General features: G+C 61.5%; 14 protein-coding genes. 9 read left to right on the plus strand and 5 right to left on the minus strand.

The window, feature by feature from the left end:
• Positions 1-135: 135 nt before the first annotated feature.
• From V8P77_RS03010 to V8P77_RS03025, 4 genes are all read left to right on the plus strand, one after another.
• The gene (locus V8P77_RS03010; RefSeq protein WP_335910614.1) at positions 136-1,503 is read left to right on the plus strand and encodes a glutamine synthetase family protein; all 1,368 of its coding nucleotides are present in this window, start codon (positions 136-138) and stop codon (positions 1,501-1,503) included.
• Between the two features lie 230 nt (positions 1,504-1,733).
• The gene (locus V8P77_RS03015; RefSeq protein ID WP_335910615.1) at positions 1,734-3,119 is read left to right on the plus strand and encodes an aldehyde dehydrogenase family protein; all 1,386 of its coding nucleotides are present in this window, start codon (positions 1,734-1,736) and stop codon (positions 3,117-3,119) included.
• Entirely contained in the window at positions 3,116-4,267 is a 1,152-nt protein-coding gene (locus V8P77_RS03020) for an iron-containing alcohol dehydrogenase (protein WP_335910616.1), read from the plus strand. Before V8P77_RS03015 ends, V8P77_RS03020 begins: the two co-directional genes overlap by 4 nt.
• A gap of 229 nt (positions 4,268-4,496) precedes the next feature.
• Entirely contained in the window at positions 4,497-5,210 is a 714-nt protein-coding gene (locus V8P77_RS03025) for an AAA family ATPase (RefSeq protein WP_335910617.1), read from the plus strand.
• Between the two features lie 75 nt (positions 5,211-5,285).
• Here the strand turns inward: V8P77_RS03025 and V8P77_RS03030 are convergent, their stop codons facing one another.
• Complete coding sequence (locus tag V8P77_RS03030; protein ID WP_335910618.1) at positions 5,286-6,686, minus strand: L,D-transpeptidase; 1,401 nt, start codon at positions 6,684-6,686, stop codon at positions 5,286-5,288.
• A 357-nt stretch (positions 6,687-7,043) separates the two neighbouring features.
• On the opposite strand from V8P77_RS03030, the gene V8P77_RS03035 reads away from it, so the two are divergent.
• From V8P77_RS03035 to V8P77_RS03045, 3 genes are all read left to right on the plus strand, one after another.
• Positions 7,044-7,883 (plus strand): aldose 1-epimerase family protein, encoded by an 840-nt coding sequence (locus tag V8P77_RS03035; protein WP_335910619.1) that lies wholly within the window; start codon positions 7,044-7,046, stop codon positions 7,881-7,883.
• A 71-nt stretch (positions 7,884-7,954) separates the two neighbouring features.
• Entirely contained in the window at positions 7,955-8,293 is a 339-nt protein-coding gene (locus tag V8P77_RS03040; protein WP_017961334.1) for a protein tyrosine phosphatase family protein, read from the plus strand.
• Positions 8,294-8,367: 74 nt separating this feature from the next.
• A complete protein-coding gene (locus tag V8P77_RS03045) occupies positions 8,368-8,712 on the plus strand; it encodes a RidA family protein (protein ID WP_025395342.1) in 345 nt (114 codons plus the stop codon).
• 143 nt (positions 8,713-8,855) lie between these two features.
• On the opposite strand, the gene V8P77_RS03050 is transcribed toward V8P77_RS03045, so the two are convergent.
• Genes V8P77_RS03050 through V8P77_RS03065 form a run of 4 tightly spaced genes read right to left on the minus strand, consistent with a single transcriptional unit; the run spans position 8,856 to position 13,676 of the window.
• The gene (locus V8P77_RS03050) at positions 8,856-10,514 is read right to left on the minus strand and encodes a thiamine pyrophosphate-binding protein (protein ID WP_335910621.1); all 1,659 of its coding nucleotides are present in this window, start codon (positions 10,512-10,514) and stop codon (positions 8,856-8,858) included.
• A 13-nt stretch (positions 10,515-10,527) separates the two neighbouring features.
• Positions 10,528-11,730 carry a succinate--glutarate CoA-transferase gene (gene caiB, locus V8P77_RS03055; RefSeq protein WP_335910622.1) on the minus strand — a complete coding sequence of 401 codons (1,203 nt, stop codon included), beginning with the start codon at positions 11,728-11,730 and terminating at the stop codon, positions 10,528-10,530.
• Positions 11,731-11,756: 26 nt separating this feature from the next.
• Positions 11,757-12,713: a DMT family transporter gene (locus tag V8P77_RS03060; RefSeq protein WP_335910623.1), complete on the minus strand. Its 957-nt coding sequence runs from the start codon at positions 12,711-12,713 to the stop codon at positions 11,757-11,759.
• Between the two features lie 33 nt (positions 12,714-12,746).
• Positions 12,747-13,676, minus strand: a complete 930-nt coding sequence (locus V8P77_RS03065; protein WP_335910624.1) for an alpha/beta fold hydrolase — start codon at positions 13,674-13,676, stop codon at positions 12,747-12,749.
• Positions 13,677-13,834: 158 nt separating this feature from the next.
• Between V8P77_RS03065 and V8P77_RS03070 the strand changes: the two genes are divergently transcribed.
• Both V8P77_RS03070 and ettA read left to right on the plus strand, forming a co-directional pair.
• Positions 13,835-14,575: a ribonuclease T2 family protein gene (locus V8P77_RS03070; protein WP_017961328.1), complete on the plus strand. Its 741-nt coding sequence runs from the start codon at positions 13,835-13,837 to the stop codon at positions 14,573-14,575.
• Between the two features lie 98 nt (positions 14,576-14,673).
• Positions 14,674-16,323 (plus strand): energy-dependent translational throttle protein EttA, encoded by a 1,650-nt coding sequence (ettA, locus tag V8P77_RS03075; protein WP_011652822.1) that lies wholly within the window; start codon positions 14,674-14,676, stop codon positions 16,321-16,323.
• Positions 16,324-16,472 lie beyond the last annotated feature (149 nt).

Genomic DNA, 16,472 nt, shown 5'->3' on the forward strand with positions numbered 1-16,472 from the left:
CTTCCCTCTCAAATGGCGGGGCCGCATCCTGCGGCCCCATCACCGGTTCAACGAAAAGGCATCGGGCCGCAAAGTCCGGCCGAACGCATGCGATTTCGTTGCCCCGATTTTCAATCCCATTCAGGCGGATCAATCATGAGCAGCAGTTACACGATCGACGATCTCAGGAAGGATGTTGCCGAAGGGCGCATCGACACGGTTCTGGCCTGCCAGGTGGATATGCAGGGCCGGCTGATGGGCAAGCGTTTCCAGGCGGAATATTTCATCGAGAGCGCCTGGAAGGAAACGCACAGCTGCAACTACCTGATCGCCACCGACATGGAGATGGAGACCGTTTCCGGCTACAAGGCGACAAGCTGGGAGAAGGGTTACGGCGATTACACGATGAAGCCGGATCTGGCGACGCTGCGCCGCATTCCCTGGCTCGAAGGCACCGCGCTGGTGCTTTGCGACGTGCTCGACCATCACACGCACGAGGAGGTTGCCCACTCGCCGCGCGCGATCCTGAAGAAGCAGGTGAAGCGGCTCGAGGATATGGGCATGAAGGCCTATATGGCCTCCGAGCTCGAATTCTTCCTGTTCGACCAGAGCTACGAGGCAGCACAGGCTTCCGGCTACCGCAACCTCAAGCTCGCCAGCGCCTACAATGAGGACTACCACATCTTCCAGACCACCAAGGAGGAAGAGGTGATGCGGGCGATCCGCACCGGGCTGCAGGGCGCCGGTATTCCGGTTGAGAACTCCAAGGGTGAGGCATCGGCCGGCCAGGAGGAGATCAACGTGCGCTACGCCGATGCGCTCGCCATGGCCGACCGGCACGCGATCATCAAGAACGGCTGCAAGGAGATCGCCTGGTCGAAGGGCAAGGCCATCACCTTCCTGGCCAAGTGGAATTACAATGCCGCCGGCAGTTCCTCGCATATCCACCAGTCGCTCTGGAGCCTGGAGGAAAAGCCGCTGTTCTTCGACCATACCGGCAAATACGGCATGTCGCCGCTGATGCACAATTACGTCGCCGGACTTCTCGCCCATGCGAGCGAGATCACTTATTTCCTGGCGCCCTACATCAATTCCTACAAGCGCTTCATGGCCGGCACGTTTGCGCCGACGAAGGCGATCTGGAGCAAGGACAACCGCACGGCCGGTTACCGGCTCTGCGGTGAGGAGACCAAGGGAATTCGTATCGAGTGCCGCGTCGGCGGCTCCGATCTCAATCCCTATCTCGCCTTCGCCGCGCTGCTTGCCGCCGGCATTGACGGCATCGAAAACAAGCTCGAACTCGAAGCGCCCTTCGTCGGCGATGCCTATGGCGGCAAGGGCGTTCGCGAGATCCCGCGCACGCTGCGCGCCGCGGCGACTGAAATGACGGAGTCGGCAATGCTGCGCAAAGCCTTCGGCGACGACGTGATCGACCACTACACCCGCGCTGCCGAATGGGAACAGGAAGAATACGACCGCCGCATCACCGACTGGGAAGTGGCGCGCGGTTTCGAAAGAGCTTAATAGGCATTTGCGACTTGCAGCACCTCACCCTAACCTTGCCGGGGTCGAGCCACTGGTCTCGACCCGTCCTACGGACCCCCGTAAGGGACGTGCCAAACGCAGCGTCGATGTTGGGGAAAGGCGGTGCAGCATATCCCCTTCGCCCCATCTACGGGGAGAAGGTGCCGGCAGGCGGATGAGGGGCCACAGCCTCACTCAAATTTTGAAGAATAGAGGACAGGAAACAGATCATGGCAATGATCCAATGCATTTCACCGGTTGACGGGTCGGTCTATGCCGAGCGCGCAACCCTTTCTCTCGATGCCGCCAAGGATGTCGTGGCGCGCTCCCGCAAGGCGCAGAAGGCCTGGGCGAAACGGCCGCTCGAAGAGCGTGTACAACTGGTGCTGAAGGGTGCTGCGCGGCTGAACGAAATGTCCGACGTCGTCGTGCCGGAGCTCGCCTGGCAGATGGGCCGGCCGGTCAAGTATGGTGGCGAATACAAGGGCTTCAACGAGCGCTCGAACTATGTCGCTTCGATCGCGGCGGACGCGATGGCGCCTGTTGTCGTCGAGGAGAGCGATCGTTTCGAGCGGCGCATCGAGCGCGAAGCGCATGGTGTGGTCTTCGTCGTCGCACCATGGAACTATCCCTACATGACGGCGATCAACACGATCGCGCCGGCGCTGATGGCCGGCAACACGGTCGTGCTGAAGCATGCCTCGCAGACGCTGCTGGTCGGCGAGCGGCTGGTGCAGGCTTTCATTGAGGCCGGCGTTCCCGAAGACGTGTTCCAGAACGTCTTCCTCGATCATGAGACGACGTCGGCGCTGATTGCCGCCGGCAGCTTCAATTTTGTCAACTTCACCGGATCGGTTGAGGGCGGGCGGTCGATGGAGCGGGCGGCTGCCGGCACCTTCACCGGTCTCGGCCTCGAACTCGGTGGCAAGGATCCGGGTTATGTCATGGAGGACGCCGATCTCGAGGCGGCCGTCGACACGCTGATGGACGGCGCGACCTACAATTCCGGCCAGTGCTGCTGCGGCATCGAGCGCATCTATGTGCATGAATCGCTCTATGACGCCTTCGTCGAGAAGTCGGTTGCCTGGGTGTCGAACTACAAGCTCGGCAATCCGCTCGATCCCGAGACGTCGCTAGGGCCAATGGCGCATAAGCGCTTCGCCAAGGTGGTGCGCGAGCAGATCGCCGATGCGGTTTCCAAGGGCGCCAAGGCGCTTGTCGATCCCAAGCTTTTCCCGCAGGATGACGGCGGCGCCTATCTCGCACCGCAGATCCTCGTCGATGTCGACCACTCGATGGCCTTCATGCGCGAAGAGACATTTGGTCCGGCAGCCGGCATCATGAAGGTGAAGAGCGACGAGGAGGCACTCGCTCTGATGAACGACAGCCAGTACGGGCTGACGGCCTCGCTCTGGACCAGGGATGCCGAGCGGGCAGGGCGGCTCGGCCGCGAGATCGAAACCGGCACCGTTTTCATGAACCGCGCAGACTATCTCGACCCGGCGCTTTGCTGGACCGGCGTCAAGGAAACCGGCCGCGGCGGCTCGCTGTCGATCATCGGCTTCCACAATCTGACGCGTCCGAAATCCTTCCATCTGAAGAAAGTGACAGCATGAGCAGCAACATCACCGCAAACTGGAGCTATCCGACATCGGTCAAGCTCGGCCGGGGCCGCATCGCGGAACTGGCCGGCGCCTGCAAGAGCCTCGGCATCAAAAAGCCGCTGCTCGTCACCGACCGTGGCCTTGCCTCGATGGCGATCACCAAGACGGCCCTTGATATTCTCGAAGATGCCGGTCTCGGCCGGGCGATCTTTGCCGATGTCGATCCGAACCCGAACGAGAAGAACCTCGAAGCCGGCGTCAGGGCTTTCAAGGACGGCGGCCATGACGGCGTCGTCGCCTTCGGCGGCGGCTCCGGCCTCGATCTCGGCAAGTGCGTCGCCTTCATGGCCGGCCAGACGCGGCCGGTCTGGGACTTCGAAGATATCGGCGACTGGTGGACGCGTGCGAGCCTCGAGGGCATCGCCCCGATCGTCGCTGTGCCGACAACGGCAGGCACCGGTTCGGAAGTCGGACGCGCCAGCGTCATCACCAATTCCGAAACGCATGTGAAGAAGATCATCTTCCATCCGAAGTTCCTGCCTGGCGTTGTCATTTCAGATCCGGAACTGACGGTCGGCATGCCGAAGATCATCACGGCCGGCACCGGCATGGATGCCTTCGCCCATTGCCTGGAGGCCTATTCCTCGCCCTTCTATCACCCGATGTCAGCCGGCATCGCGCTCGAAGGCATGCGTCTCGTCAAGGAGTTCCTGCCGCGCGCCTATCGGGAAGGCACCGATCTCGAAGCCCGCGCCAACATGATGGCCGCTGCCGCCATGGGAGCGGTCGCCTTCCAGAAGGGGCTCGGCGCCATCCACGCGCTATCGCACCCGATCGGCGCCGTCTACAACACCCATCACGGCATGACCAACGCGGTGGTGATGCCGGCGGTGCTGCGCTTCAACCGCAAGGCGATCGAGGAGAAGATCGGCCGTGCTGCGGCCTATCTCGGCATTTCTGGCGGTTTCGACGGGTTCTACGATTATGTGCTGAAGCTCCGCTCCGAACTTGGCGTGCCGGAGACGCTTTCGGCGATGGGAATCGCTGACGACCGCATCGACGAATTGTCGGCCATGGCGATTGAAGATCCGAGCGCCGGCGGCAACCCGGTTGCAATGACACTCGAAAATACCAAGGCCCTTTTCAGGGATTGCTTCTGACAACATAAAAGCGGACCTACAGACTGGCCTGGAAAAACCTCGGTTTTCCAGGCTTTTTTCGTTTCGATGACATCCCTATTTTTAGGGATGTGAAAAATACCGGCTGCAATTCGCCGCGCGTGTTTCGAATTTGTTAACCATGATTAGAAAGGATGCATTAACCGCACGATGCTCCGACGGTGCGTAAAAGAGCGATTCCAGCTCGCACCATCCCTTCCGAGGACCGAACATGCCTGTCATCACATTCGCAAATACCAAGGGCGGCGCCGGCAAAACGACCGCTGTTCTGCTGCTCGCGACCGAACTTGCCCGCAAAGGTTATCGCGTCACCATCCTCGACGCCGACCCGCAGCACTGGATTTCGCGCTGGCACGAAATATCAGGTCATGTGGCCAATCTTTCGGTAATCGATTTCGTTACGACTGCGTCGCTGCCAGTGCATATCAGCGAGAACAAGCACAATACCGACTATTTCATCGTCGATCTGCCGGGTGCGCGCAATCCGCTGCTTGCCACCGCCGTCGGCCTTTCCGACCATGTGCTGATCCCCATTCAGGGCTGCGCGATGGATGCGCGCGGTGGCGCGCAGGTGCTCGAACTGCTGCAGTATCTGGATGAGAAGGCCGGTATTAAGATCGGCCATTCGGTGGTGCTCACCCGCGTCAACTCGATGGTGACGACGCGGGCGTTGCAAGTCGTCAAGTCGCTGCTCAGCGAGCGGCATGTGCCGGTGCTCGATACGGCTATCATCGAACGCTCCGCCTTCCGCGACATCTTCGACTGTGGCGGCACGCTGCACACGATCGATCCCACACGCGTCAGCAACCTCGACAAGGCACGGGAAAACGCCACCTGTTTTGCCGAAGAAATGATGCGTAAGCTGCCGGTGAGGCTGACGGCATCCGCCCACGTGATGAGCCCGATGGTCCGCTCGGCCGCCTGAATATATCCCCCACCTGATACGACGAGGCCGCCGGAGCGATCCGGCGGCCTCGTCGTTGTTATCGTCAGAATGATTTCAGTCGACGAATTCGACCGTCACTCCCGGCTTGACCATCTTGGCAAGCTCGGTGGCATCCCAGTTGGTCAGCCGGATGCAGCCGTGGCTCTGAGTGCGGCCGATCTTCGAGGGCTCGGGCGTGCCATGGATGCCGTAAGTCGGCCTGGAAAGCGCCATCCAGACGGTGCCGACGGGACCGTTCGGGCCGGGCGGAATGTTGAGGATCTTGTCATTGGCGCCCTGCTGGAAATTGATCTTCGGATTGTAGGTGTAGCCGGGATTGAATGCGACGCGCTCGACGTTGACCGTGCCTGACGGAGAGGGGGTATCAGTGGAGCCGATCGACGCCGGATAGGCGGCGAGGAGATTGCCGGAGCCGTCATAAGCAAAGACCTGCTTACGGCCCTTGTCGGCGATGACGCGGGCGACCGCACCGCTCTTTGGCTCGCCCGGATTGACGACCTTGATGATGGTGCCGGGAACGGTGAAGTCGGCGCCGGGGTTCATCTCCTTGAGGAAGGCCTCATCCATGTGGAAACGCTCGGCGAGCATTTCGGTGGTCGAGGTGTAAGCCAGCGACGGCAGCAGCGCCTTATGCGAATAGTCTTCCGGAATCTCGGCGACGAAGGGGCCGGCCGCATCGGCCGGCGTAATCGTATAGCTGACGACGGGCAGGCCGCCGGTCATGCGCAGCTCTTCCAGAATGGCGTCGGTGTTGTTCGGGTCGAGCTTCGAGCCGGTCATCTGATCGTAGGCTAAGATCGCCTTGGTGACGTTCGAACCCATATGGCCGTCGATGACGCCGGGGGAGACGCCGGCGCGGTCGAGGAAGACCTGCAATGCGACGATCTCCGGCTTCGATTTGTTGTTCAGCGTGATGACAGGTTCATCGGGTGCGGCCTTCGGCTGATTGGCGGGCGGGATCTGCTGGTCGGGATCGATCGAGGCATAATCGTCGCCGGGCTGCGGATTGCCGATGCTGTTATCCTCGGGATAGGGCTGGTCGCCGAGCGGCTGGCGCTCGATCGCGGCATCGCGCGGTATGCCGCCGGTGACGGCGCCGCGCTCGGAATAACGCGTATCGCCATAGGGATTGTTGTCGGAATAATAGGGGTCGTTGCCGTACTGGTCGTTATAGACCTCGCGCGGGCCGGGCCGCGGCGGATAGTAGCCGCGGGCGCGCATCTCGGTGGCGACGACGTTGCCATAGTCGTCGATCAAGACGCGATTGCCGCTACGGTCGCGGGCGTAGATATAGCCGGCTGGAACATAGTCGAGGATTTCGCCGCTCGGCGTCACAAGCACGATATCGCTCTGGCGGCGATCGCGGAACTGCTGCGCGCTTGCCTGCGGCGCTGTAGCCGCAAGAGCAGCCAGGACGGCCGCGAGACAAATTGCCGACTTCAAAAAGCGATCCACGTATCATACCTCGATCAGTGACTGGCAGACACACACCTGCGAATTTTGACGCTAGTGTGGAATTTATGAAAGCGTGCTGAACAAAATATGAAAATCACTAAGATTTCCTTTTACTCATAAACGTTTGCGTCCTTGTGTCAGTTCCGCAAAATTCACGGTTGCGGCAAAAACACAAGATGGGAGCCGCACCGATTGACGAAAGGCGGCGTGAAACCTAACGCTAGCGCATCGTCCTTTCCGAAAAGCGGAATCGAGTTACGGAATGCATGATGCGAGGATTCAAAGTGTTAGAGCGTCCTTTGTGCCTCCGGAAGGACGCACGGCGCTAAAGAGCCGATAGTCCCTGAGGAGACCGCGATGATCGAATTTACCGCCGCAAGCGGGCCACGCCTGATGCTGGATGAAACATCGGTGCTGGATATCGGCGGATGCATCGTCGAAGGCGTCGACATCGCCCCGAAACGCGCCATTCCCGACGACGGAGACCCGCGAATCGATCGCTCGCTCGAAGGCTTCCTGTTCACCTGCGGGCCGGACCATATCCGCCACCGCCAGCCGATCCCCGGCCGGGACGACGGCAAGGTCTATCCGCTGCACGGATCGGCCTCCGGTCATGCGGCAAAGGTGCTGTGGACGAAGTTCGAGAACGGCAATGCCGAATGCCGTGCCGATATCGACATTGTGACCGTCGAGGGACTGCCGCAGCGCATCGAGCGGCTGTGGCGGATCGATGGGGCGACCGGCGAGGTGCGGCTCGAGGACCGGGTCGTCAATACGAGCGACCGGACGGTGCCGACCTTCCTGATGTACCACATGAACACTGGCGGCAAATGGCTGGACGATGGCACACGGCTCGAAGGCCGGATGCTGGAAAATGGCGGTTTCCCCTGGGCCTTCGGCGAGGAGCCGGGCGGCATCTTCTGCGTCGCGGCGCCGGCGACGGAGGAGGGTTTCGCGGAAATCCGCCTCGGACCGATCGCCGCAATCGGCGGCAGGACGCTGCGCGTGCGCTTTCGCACCAATACGCTGCCCTATCTGCAGGTCTGGCGGAACCAGAAGGCGCCGGCCCATATCATCGGCATCGAGCCGGTTTCGCATCGCTGGATATCGCGCGACGAGCTTGAGGCAGCCGGTGAGTTCAATATGCTGGCGCCCGGCGAGGGCCGCCGCTATGCGCTGACCTTTGCCTTCCTGTGAGCGAAGTGTTGTTGACGCTGGCAGACCTCCGTCGTAGACCTTCAGCCCAAGATTTTTGAGGAGACAAGACGATGGATATTCGCCAGATCGACGATGAATATTCGGTTTCGGGCCAGATCACGCTTGAGGAGCTCGACGAGATCAAGGCGTTGGGCTTCAAATCGATCGTCTGCCACCGTCCCGACCACGAAAGTCCCGACCAGACGTCGTTCTCCGTCATCGAGGCGCGCGCGAGGGAGCTCGGTCTCGAAATTGCCCATGTGCCTGTTGGGCCGATGGGCGTGACCGAGGAAGCCGTGCAGGGCATGGTCGACGCGCTCGACGAATTCCCGCGGCCGATGCTCGGCTATTGCCGTTCCGGCGCACGCTCGACGGCGATCTACCAGAAGACCCACCACATCCGCAATTGAGCCCCGTTCCGGGTGCCAATTTTCCGGCGCTGAACCTCAGCGCCGCCACCTTCCAATCACTCAGGAGACTATTGATGAGCATCAAGCGTATCGACGTCGGCGCGCGCATGAGCGGCGCCGTCATCCACGGCAATACAGTCTATCTCGCGGGCCAGGTCGGCGAGGGCGAAAGCGTCACCGATCAGTGCAAGTCATCGCTTGCCGAAGTCGACCGCCTGCTTGCTGCATCTGGCAGCAGCAAGTCGAAGATCCTGCAGACGATCATCTACCTCGCCGACATCGCTGATTTCGCCGAGATGAACGCCGTCTGGGAAGGCTGGATCGATCCGGCCAATCCGCCGGCCCGCGCCACCAGCGAAGCCAAGCTCGCTGCGCCGAAATACAAAGTCGAGTTCATCGTCACGGCCGCACTCGATTAAGGTCGCTGCGTCCCTAAAGCGCGTCGCGATCTTTCAGATTCGCTCCTTGCGCTTTAAGTCTTTGTTTTTACGCATGTCGTTGTCGCAAAACCGCTGCACACTTTTGCGCGACATGCTTTATCCTTCAAGGCCGGTGAGTTTTCTCACCGGCTTTTTGTTTGCGCGATTTCGGAGAGCGTGCGCGTCGGCGTGATCGCTTCGGGATCGAGCTTGATTTCGATGATCGCGGGTTTGCCACTGGCGCGCGCCCGCTCGAAGGCCGGGGCGAAATCCTCGGTCTTTTCCACCGTCTCGCCATGGCCGCCATAGGCGCGGGCAAGGGCTGCGAAGTCGGGATTGGTCAGATCGGTGCTGCTGACGCGGCCGGGATACTCGCGCTCCTGATGCATGCGGATCGTGCCGTAGATGCCGTTGTTGACGACGATTGCGATGATCGGCAGGCTGTAGCGGATGGCGGTGGCGAATTCCTGGCCGTGCATCAGGAAGCAGCCGTCACCGGCAAAGCAGATGACCTCGCGCTCGGGAAAGAGCCGCTTGGCGGCCACCGCCGCCGGCAGGCCGTAACCCATCGAGCCGGAGGTGGGGGCGGCTTGGGTGCTGAAGCGGCGGAAACGATGGAAGCGGTGCACCCAGGTGGCGTAGTTGCCCGCACCATTGGTGAAGATCGTCTCCGGCCCGGTATTGGCCTCCAGCCATTCCATGATCGGCCCCATATGGACGGCGCCCGGACCTGTCGACGGCGGCTTCGACCAGGCGAGATAGGCCTGGTGCAGGCGGGTGGTGCGCTCGGTCCAGTGCGGTTCGGCCGGCGCTTCCAGATCGGCGAGGGCGGCCACGAAATCGGCAGGTGCTGCGCAGATGGCAAGATCCGGACGGTAGATGCGGCCGAGCTCCGAAGGGTCGGGATAAATATGCACGAGCGATTGCTGGGGGTAGGGAATATCGATCAGCGTATAGGATGAGGACGGCATTTCCGACATGCGGCTACCCAGCAGGATCAGCAGGTCGCTCTCCTTGATCTCCTTTGCCAGCACCGGATTGATGCCGATGCCGACATCGCCGGCATAGCAGGGATGGAGATGATCGAACAGCATCTGCCGGCGGAAGGAGCAGCCGACGGGGAGCTGGAAACGCTCGGCGAAGCTCTGAAAATCGGCGACGGCATCGGCATCCCAGCGTGTGCCGCCAAGGATCACCATCGGCCGCTCGGCCTTCAGCAGGCGGAGATAAAAATCGTCGATCTGGCGGCGGCCGGGATGAGCCTCGACGTTGGCATAATGCCTGGCGCGGGGTGCCTCGACCTCATCGCGCAGCATGTCCTCCGGCAGCGTCAGCACGACTGGGCCGGGCCGGCCGGAGGTTGCGACCGCAAAGGCGCGGGTGACGAACTCGGGAATACGGGCGGCATCGTCGATCTCGCCCACCCATTTGGCGAATTCGGTGAAGGCGCGGCGGAACTCGACCTCCTGGAAGGCCTCGCGCTCACGCGCTTCGCGCTGCACCTGGCCGATGAACAGGATCATCGGGATCGAGTCCTGCTTGGCGATATGCAGGCCGGCGGAGGCGTTGGTGGCGCCGGGGCCACGGGTTACCATGCAAATGCCGGGTTCGCCGGTCAGCCTGCCCCAGCAATCCGCCATCATCGCCGCTCCGCCCTCCTGGCGGCAGACGAGGACGTCGATATCGCTGTCGCGCAACGCGTCGAGGACTACGAGGAAGCTCTCGCCGGGCACGCAGGAGAGACGCTTGACGCCGTTCGCCTTCAGCGCCTCGACGATCAGTTCTCCGCCCGTCTTCTTCATGACAATGCCTTCTTCATGACGATGCCTTCCTCTCGCGCTCGGCGAGTTCCGCCAGAATTTCTGCCTGGTGTTCGCCGAGACGCGGGCTCGGCCTGATATAGCGTAGCGGCGTCTCCGACAGCACCACAGGCGTCCTAACGCCGGGGATCACGGTGCCGGCGGCATCCGCAAGGTCGATGCGCAGGCCGCGGGCCTGCACCTGCGGATGGGCGAACATTTCCTCGATCGTGTTGATTGCGCCTGATGGAACCGCATTCTCTTCGCAGGCCTTCAAGAGATCCGCCTTCTGCCATTTCAACGTTTCGGTGGAGACGAGGCGTCGCACTTCGCCGTGATTGCCGACACGGGCTTTGTTGGTGGCGAAACGCTCGTCGCCGACGATGGCCTCCAGGCCGAGGATGGTGCAGAGGCGGCGGAACTGGCCGTCGTTTCCAACCGCGAGAATGAGGTACCCGTCCGCCGTCGGCACGACCTCATAGGGCGAGATATTGGGGTGGGCGTTGCCGAGGCGGGTCGGCGTCTCGCCGGAGACCAGGTAATTCATGTTCTGATTGGCGAGCACGGCCGATTGCACGTCGAGCAGGGCCATGTCGACCAACTGGCCCTCGCCTGATTTCAAGGCGTGGATCAGGGCGGCTTCGATCGCCGAGACGGCATAGATGCCGGTGAAGATATCGGCAATGGCGACACCTGCCTTCATCGGCTGGCCGTCCGGCTCACCGGTGATCGACATGAAGCCGGACATGCCCTGGACGATATAATCGTAGCCGGCGAGGCTGGCATAAGGCCCGTTCTGGCCGAAGCCGGTGATCGAGCAATAGACGAGCTTCGGGTTGATCTTGCGCAGGCTGTCATAATCGAGCCCGTATTTGACGAGGCCGCCGAGCTTGAAATTCTCGATGACCACGTCGGCGGTGGAGACGAGGCGGCGGACGAGATCCTGGCCTTCGGCGCTCTTCAGGTCGGCTGTGACGGAGCGCTTGCCGCGATTGGCGGCGTGGTAATAGGCGGCCGAGAGATTTTCGCCGTCGACGCCTTCGACGAAGGGTGGCCCCCATTGGCGCGTATCGTCGCCGCCGTCGGGATTTTCGACCTTGATGACGTCGGCGCCGAGATCGGCGAGCATCTGTCCCGCCCAGGGGCCGGCGAGCACACGGGCAAGCTCGATCACCCGGATGCCGGCAAGCGGCGGTTTTTTCGTCACGGTCTCCGTCATGTTCCTCCGGGCTGTCATTCTTCGATCTAGGGCGCCAGCGTCGCCTCTGATGTACCGGATACCGGTTTCGATGCAAAGCGGCGCTCGCGCCAGACAATGTAGAAGCCCGACGCCATGATAATCATGATGCCGAGCCATTTGATCGCATCCGGGAAGTCGCCAAAGACCAGCCAGGCGAAGATCGTCGCCGAGACGATCTCGAAATATTGCAGCGGCGCCAGCGTCGAGGCTGGTGCTGCGCGATAGGCATAGACGCCGAGGATGCCGGATATCGCGGCCATGGCGCCAACGCCGGCGACATAGAACCAGGCGCGGCCATCCGGCATGACCGGATCGAAGAGATCGGAGCCGGTTCCCTGGCCCAGGAAAAGCAGGATGGCGCAGAAGAGCAGGCCCCAGATGCTCATCTGGAACTGCATCGCCCAAGGGTCTTCCCTATGCGAGAGGACGCGCGTCATCAGCACGAAGATGGCGATGCAGAGCGCGCTGACGACAGGCAGAAGCGCGATGTAGCCGACTTCTTCGAAACTCGGCTGAATGATCAGCATCGCCCCGAAGAAGCCGACGCCGCAGGCGCTATAGCGCCGCCAGCCGATCGTTTCCTTCAGGAAAATGCTGCCGAGGATCGTCAGAATGATCGGCTCGACGAAGAAGATCGCAATCGCGTCGGCGACCGCCATGTATTTCAGCGTGGTGACGAAGGAGATCATTGAGACGGTGATGATCGCGCCGCGGATGGCATGGAACAGGTTCTGGCGCCAGGAAAAATCGGCGAAGCTGCGCCGCCATATCACAATCGGCAGCATGCAGACCGCCTGCACGGCGAAGCGGCCGGCAGTGATCTCCGCAGACGGGACGGTGACGATGGCAAGCTTGGCGAAAATATCGATGAGCGGCGAGAACATCACCGAGACAAACATCAGCACAAGCCCCGTCGTCACGTCGGAGGCGGACGAAACGGGGCGGGCGGAGGTGCTGTTCATGATGAAATCCCTGTTATTCAGGATATTGGTCGCTCAGAATCTTGCGACGACCCTGTCGCACCAGTCCGCGAAAGCCGCGATTGCCGCATCCGCGCCGATCTCATTCAGCGTCTCGTGCCGCATATCCTGATATATCTCAGTGCTGATACGGGAGAAGCCTTGACCTTTCAAATGGTTTGACAGCCAGTGCACGGCTTTTCCACGCTCGGTCGCCGGGTCTTCTCCGCCGCCGACGAGATGGATCGGCATGTCTCGCGGCAGCCGGTCGAGGTGGATTTTCTGTGGCGCGCGAAAGGTCAGTTCGAAGAGATCGAGCCAGAGGGAGACCGAGGCATCGAAGCCGCAGAGCGGATCGGCGACATATTTGTCGACTTCATCAGGTCTGCGCGACAGCCAGTCGAACTCGGTGCGGCGGCCGGGAATGGATTTGCCCCAGGCGCCGAAGGTCAGCTTCGGCAGCAAGCCGCTCGGTACGTCGGAGCCCTTGAACATGCGCTCGGCAAGCAGGATCGCCTGGGCGGCGCGGCCGGCAAGACCGACGGCGAAATTCGAATTCCAGACGGCGACGGCATCGAAGTCGGCCGGAGCGGTGACGGCAGCGTTAAGCGCGATGAGGCCGCCCATCGAATGGCCGAAAAGGATCAGCGGCAGACCGGGATGGCGGGAGGCGGCATGGCCGCGCATGGCGACGACGTCGCCGATCACCCTTTCGACCCCGCCGCGCCGGGCGAAGCGGCCGACCGGTGCATCGGGTGCTGTCGTCTCGCCGTGGCCGCGGTGATCATGGGCGTAGACGTGATAACCGCGCGCCGCCATCGTCTCGGCAAAGACGGCGTATCGTTTCGAATGTTCGGCCAAGCCATGGGATATCAACAGGATGCCGCGTGGAGGGGTGATGGCCTCAGCATGGTGATAGGCCAGCAACGCCCCTGGCACGGCGAGCCTTTGCGTTTCAGAAAACATGTGGGTCCTCCCGGCGACAACAGACCAGATCGCCGGGTAATTGCAACATGGTCATTTGATTATCTGATAACAATTTGCGGCCTTGTTGCGATTCAGGGTTGCGGCCTTTCGATTTTGATGCTTATTTGTTCCTGTATTGTTCTTTTTTGGGGGTTGAAATGAGCAGCATGCAGTTGCGTACCTTGACGTTTGCCGTGTCGATGATTGTTGCCGGCGCCGCCGTGGCGCAGGAGGCTGGCGGGCGCACCCGCTTCATTCTTGCGGCAAGCTGGCAGCCGGCCTTTTGTCAGACGAACCAGAAGAAGGCCGAGTGTGCGAGCCAGACCGGCGAGCGCCCCGACGCGACGAACTTTTCGTTGCACGGACTTTGGCCGATGCGGCAGGATTATTGCGGCGTAAGCGCCGAGCAGAAGGCCGCCGACAAGGATGGCGACTGGAACAAGCTGCCGGAGGTCACGCTTGCGGCCGAGACGAAGACGGCGCTCGCAAAGGCGATGCCCGGCACGCAATCCGGCCTGGAACGGCATGAATGGGTGAAGCATGGCACCTGCACGAAGATGAGCGCCGACGACTATTTCGGCGTCGGCATGCATCTCGTGGGCGCACTCAACGCGTCGGCCGTGCGCGATCTCTTCGCTGCCAATATAGGCAAGCCGGTCAAGGCCGACGCGATCAAGGCGGCTTTCGACAAGAGCTTCGGGCCGGGTGCCGGCGACCGCGTCAAGATGAGCTGCCGGCGGGCCGGTAATGTCAGGATGATCAGCGAACTGACGATCGGGCTTTCGGAAGCCGCCGGGGCGGCATCGGCGAAAAGTGCCGGCCTCGCCGATCTGATCCAGGGTGCTGGAAAAACGTCGTTCGGTTGTGACGAGGGCGTCGTCGACGCTGCGGGCTTTTGACCGGAAATCCTGAGTAAACCGGGTTTCGGCGTTGCCCGCAGGCGCTGTTTCGCCTACATAGCGGCACAATCGAAGTTTCCCGCCCGGAGCAGCGCAGCATGGCACGTCAGTTTATCTATCATATGTCCGGCCTCAACAAGGCCTATGGCAACAAGAAGATCCTGGAGAATATCCACCTTTCGTTCTACCCGGATGCCAAGATCGGTATCCTTGGTCCGAACGGCGCGGGTAAATCCACCGTGCTGCGCATCATCGCAGGTCAGGACAAGGAGTATACCGGCGAAGCCTGGCTCGCCGAAGGTGCGACGGTCGGCTATCTGGAGCAGGAGCCGCATCTCGATCCCAACAAGACGGTGTTCGAGAATGTCATGGAAGGCGTTGCCTCGAAGACGGCCGTCCTCGATCGCTACAATGAATTGATGATGAACTATTCCGACGAGACGGCGGAAGAGGGCGCCAAGCTTCAGGACGTCATCGACAGCCAGAACCTCTGGGATCTGGAAAGCCAGGTCGAGATGGCGATGGAAGCCCTGCGCTGCCCGCCGCGCGACGCCGAAGTCACCAGCCTTTCCGGTGGTGAGCGCCGCCGTGTCGCGCTCTGCCGCCTGCTGCTTTCGCAGCCCGATCTGCTGCTGCTCGACGAACCGACCAACCACCTGGACGCCGAAACCATTGCCTGGCTCGAAAAACATCTGCGCGACTATCCGGGCGCCGTGATGATGATTACCCACGATCGCTATTTCCTGGACAACGTCACCGGATGGATCCTCGAACTGGACCGCGGTCGTGGCATTCCTTACGAAGGCAACTATTCGGCCTACCTGCAGGCGAAAGCCAAGCGCATGCTGCAGGAAAGCCGCGAAGACGCATCGCGCCAGAAGGCGATCAGCCGCGAACAGGAGTGGATCGCTTCCAGCCCGAAGGCCCGTCAGGCCAAATCCAAGGCGCGTATCAAGTCCTACGAGCAGCTGGTGGATGCCGCCGAAAAGCAGCGTCCCGGCGACGCGCAGATCATCATCCCGGTCAGTGAGCGCCTCGGCCAGGTGGTCATCGAGATGGACGGCATCACCAAGGGCTTCGAGGGCCGCACGCTGATCAACGACCTGTCGATCAAGCTGCCGCCAGGCGGCATCGTCGGCATCATCGGCCCGAACGGCGCCGGCAAGACGACGCTATTCAGGATGATCACCGGCCAGGAAACGCCGGATGGCGGTTCGATCCGCATCGGCGAGACCGTGCATCTCGGTTATGTCGACCAGAGCCGTGACACCCTTGCGGCCGACAAGACGGTCTGGGAGGAAATCTCCGGCGGCGCCGAAATCATCAAGCTCGGCAAGTTCGACATGAACTCCCGTGCCTATTGCGGCGCCTTCAACTTCAAGGGCGGCGACCAGCAGCAGAAGGTCGGCAATCTCTCTGGTGGTCAGCGCAACCGTGTTCACCTTGCCAAGATGCTGAAGGCCGGCGGCAACGTTCTGCTGCTCGACGAACCGACCAACGACCTCGATACGGAAACGCTGGGTGCCTTGGAGAACGCGCTGGAAAATTTTGCCGGCTGCGCCATCATCATCAGCCACGATCGTATGTTCCTCGACCGTCTGGCGACGCATATCCTCGCTTTCGAAGGCGACGGCCATGTCGAATGGTTCGAAGGCAACTTCGAGGATTATGAACAGGACAAGGTTCGCCGCCTCGGCCCCGACGCCCTCAACCCGGGCAGCCAGGCTCACAAGCGCCTGACACGCTGATTTCACTCATTTTCCGTTTGCGAAAGCCCCGGTTCGGCCGGGGCTTTTTCATGGCAGGCCTTGTCGCAATTTGAGCAGCCAATTTCGCGGAGAGTGCGAATTGCCGCTTGCCACCGCTTTTCAAATCACATAAAGATATCTTTATATCT

It is taken from the genome of Rhizobium aouanii, assembly GCF_037002925.1.
GTDB classification, from domain to species: domain Bacteria; phylum Pseudomonadota; class Alphaproteobacteria; order Rhizobiales; family Rhizobiaceae; genus Rhizobium; species Rhizobium aouanii.

Excerpts from the sequence above, each read along its gene's own strand:
- V8P77_RS03010 (WP_335910614.1), top strand. The coding sequence starts at position 136 with ATGAGCAGCAGTTACACGATCGACGATCTCAGGAAGGATGTTGCCGAA.
- V8P77_RS03015 (WP_335910615.1), top strand. The coding sequence starts at position 1,734 with ATGGCAATGATCCAATGCATTTCACCGGTTGACGGGTCGGTCTATGCC.
- V8P77_RS03020 (WP_335910616.1), top strand. The coding sequence starts at position 3,116 with ATGAGCAGCAACATCACCGCAAACTGGAGCTATCCGACATCGGTCAAG.
- V8P77_RS03025 (WP_335910617.1), top strand. The coding sequence starts at position 4,497 with ATGCCTGTCATCACATTCGCAAATACCAAGGGCGGCGCCGGCAAAACG.
- V8P77_RS03035 (WP_335910619.1), top strand. The coding sequence starts at position 7,044 with ATGATCGAATTTACCGCCGCAAGCGGGCCACGCCTGATGCTGGATGAA.
- V8P77_RS03040 (WP_017961334.1), top strand. The coding sequence starts at position 7,955 with ATGGATATTCGCCAGATCGACGATGAATATTCGGTTTCGGGCCAGATC.
- V8P77_RS03045 (WP_025395342.1), top strand. The coding sequence starts at position 8,368 with ATGAGCATCAAGCGTATCGACGTCGGCGCGCGCATGAGCGGCGCCGTC.
- V8P77_RS03050 (WP_335910621.1), bottom strand. The coding sequence starts at position 10,514 with ATGAAGAAGACGGGCGGAGAACTGATCGTCGAGGCGCTGAAGGCGAAC.
- caiB (WP_335910622.1), bottom strand. The coding sequence starts at position 11,730 with ATGACGGAGACCGTGACGAAAAAACCGCCGCTTGCCGGCATCCGGGTG.
- V8P77_RS03060 (WP_335910623.1), bottom strand. The coding sequence starts at position 12,713 with ATGAACAGCACCTCCGCCCGCCCCGTTTCGTCCGCCTCCGACGTGACG.
- V8P77_RS03065 (WP_335910624.1), bottom strand. The coding sequence starts at position 13,676 with ATGTTTTCTGAAACGCAAAGGCTCGCCGTGCCAGGGGCGTTGCTGGCC.
- V8P77_RS03070 (WP_017961328.1), top strand. The coding sequence starts at position 13,835 with ATGAGCAGCATGCAGTTGCGTACCTTGACGTTTGCCGTGTCGATGATT.
- ettA (WP_011652822.1), top strand. The coding sequence starts at position 14,674 with ATGGCACGTCAGTTTATCTATCATATGTCCGGCCTCAACAAGGCCTAT.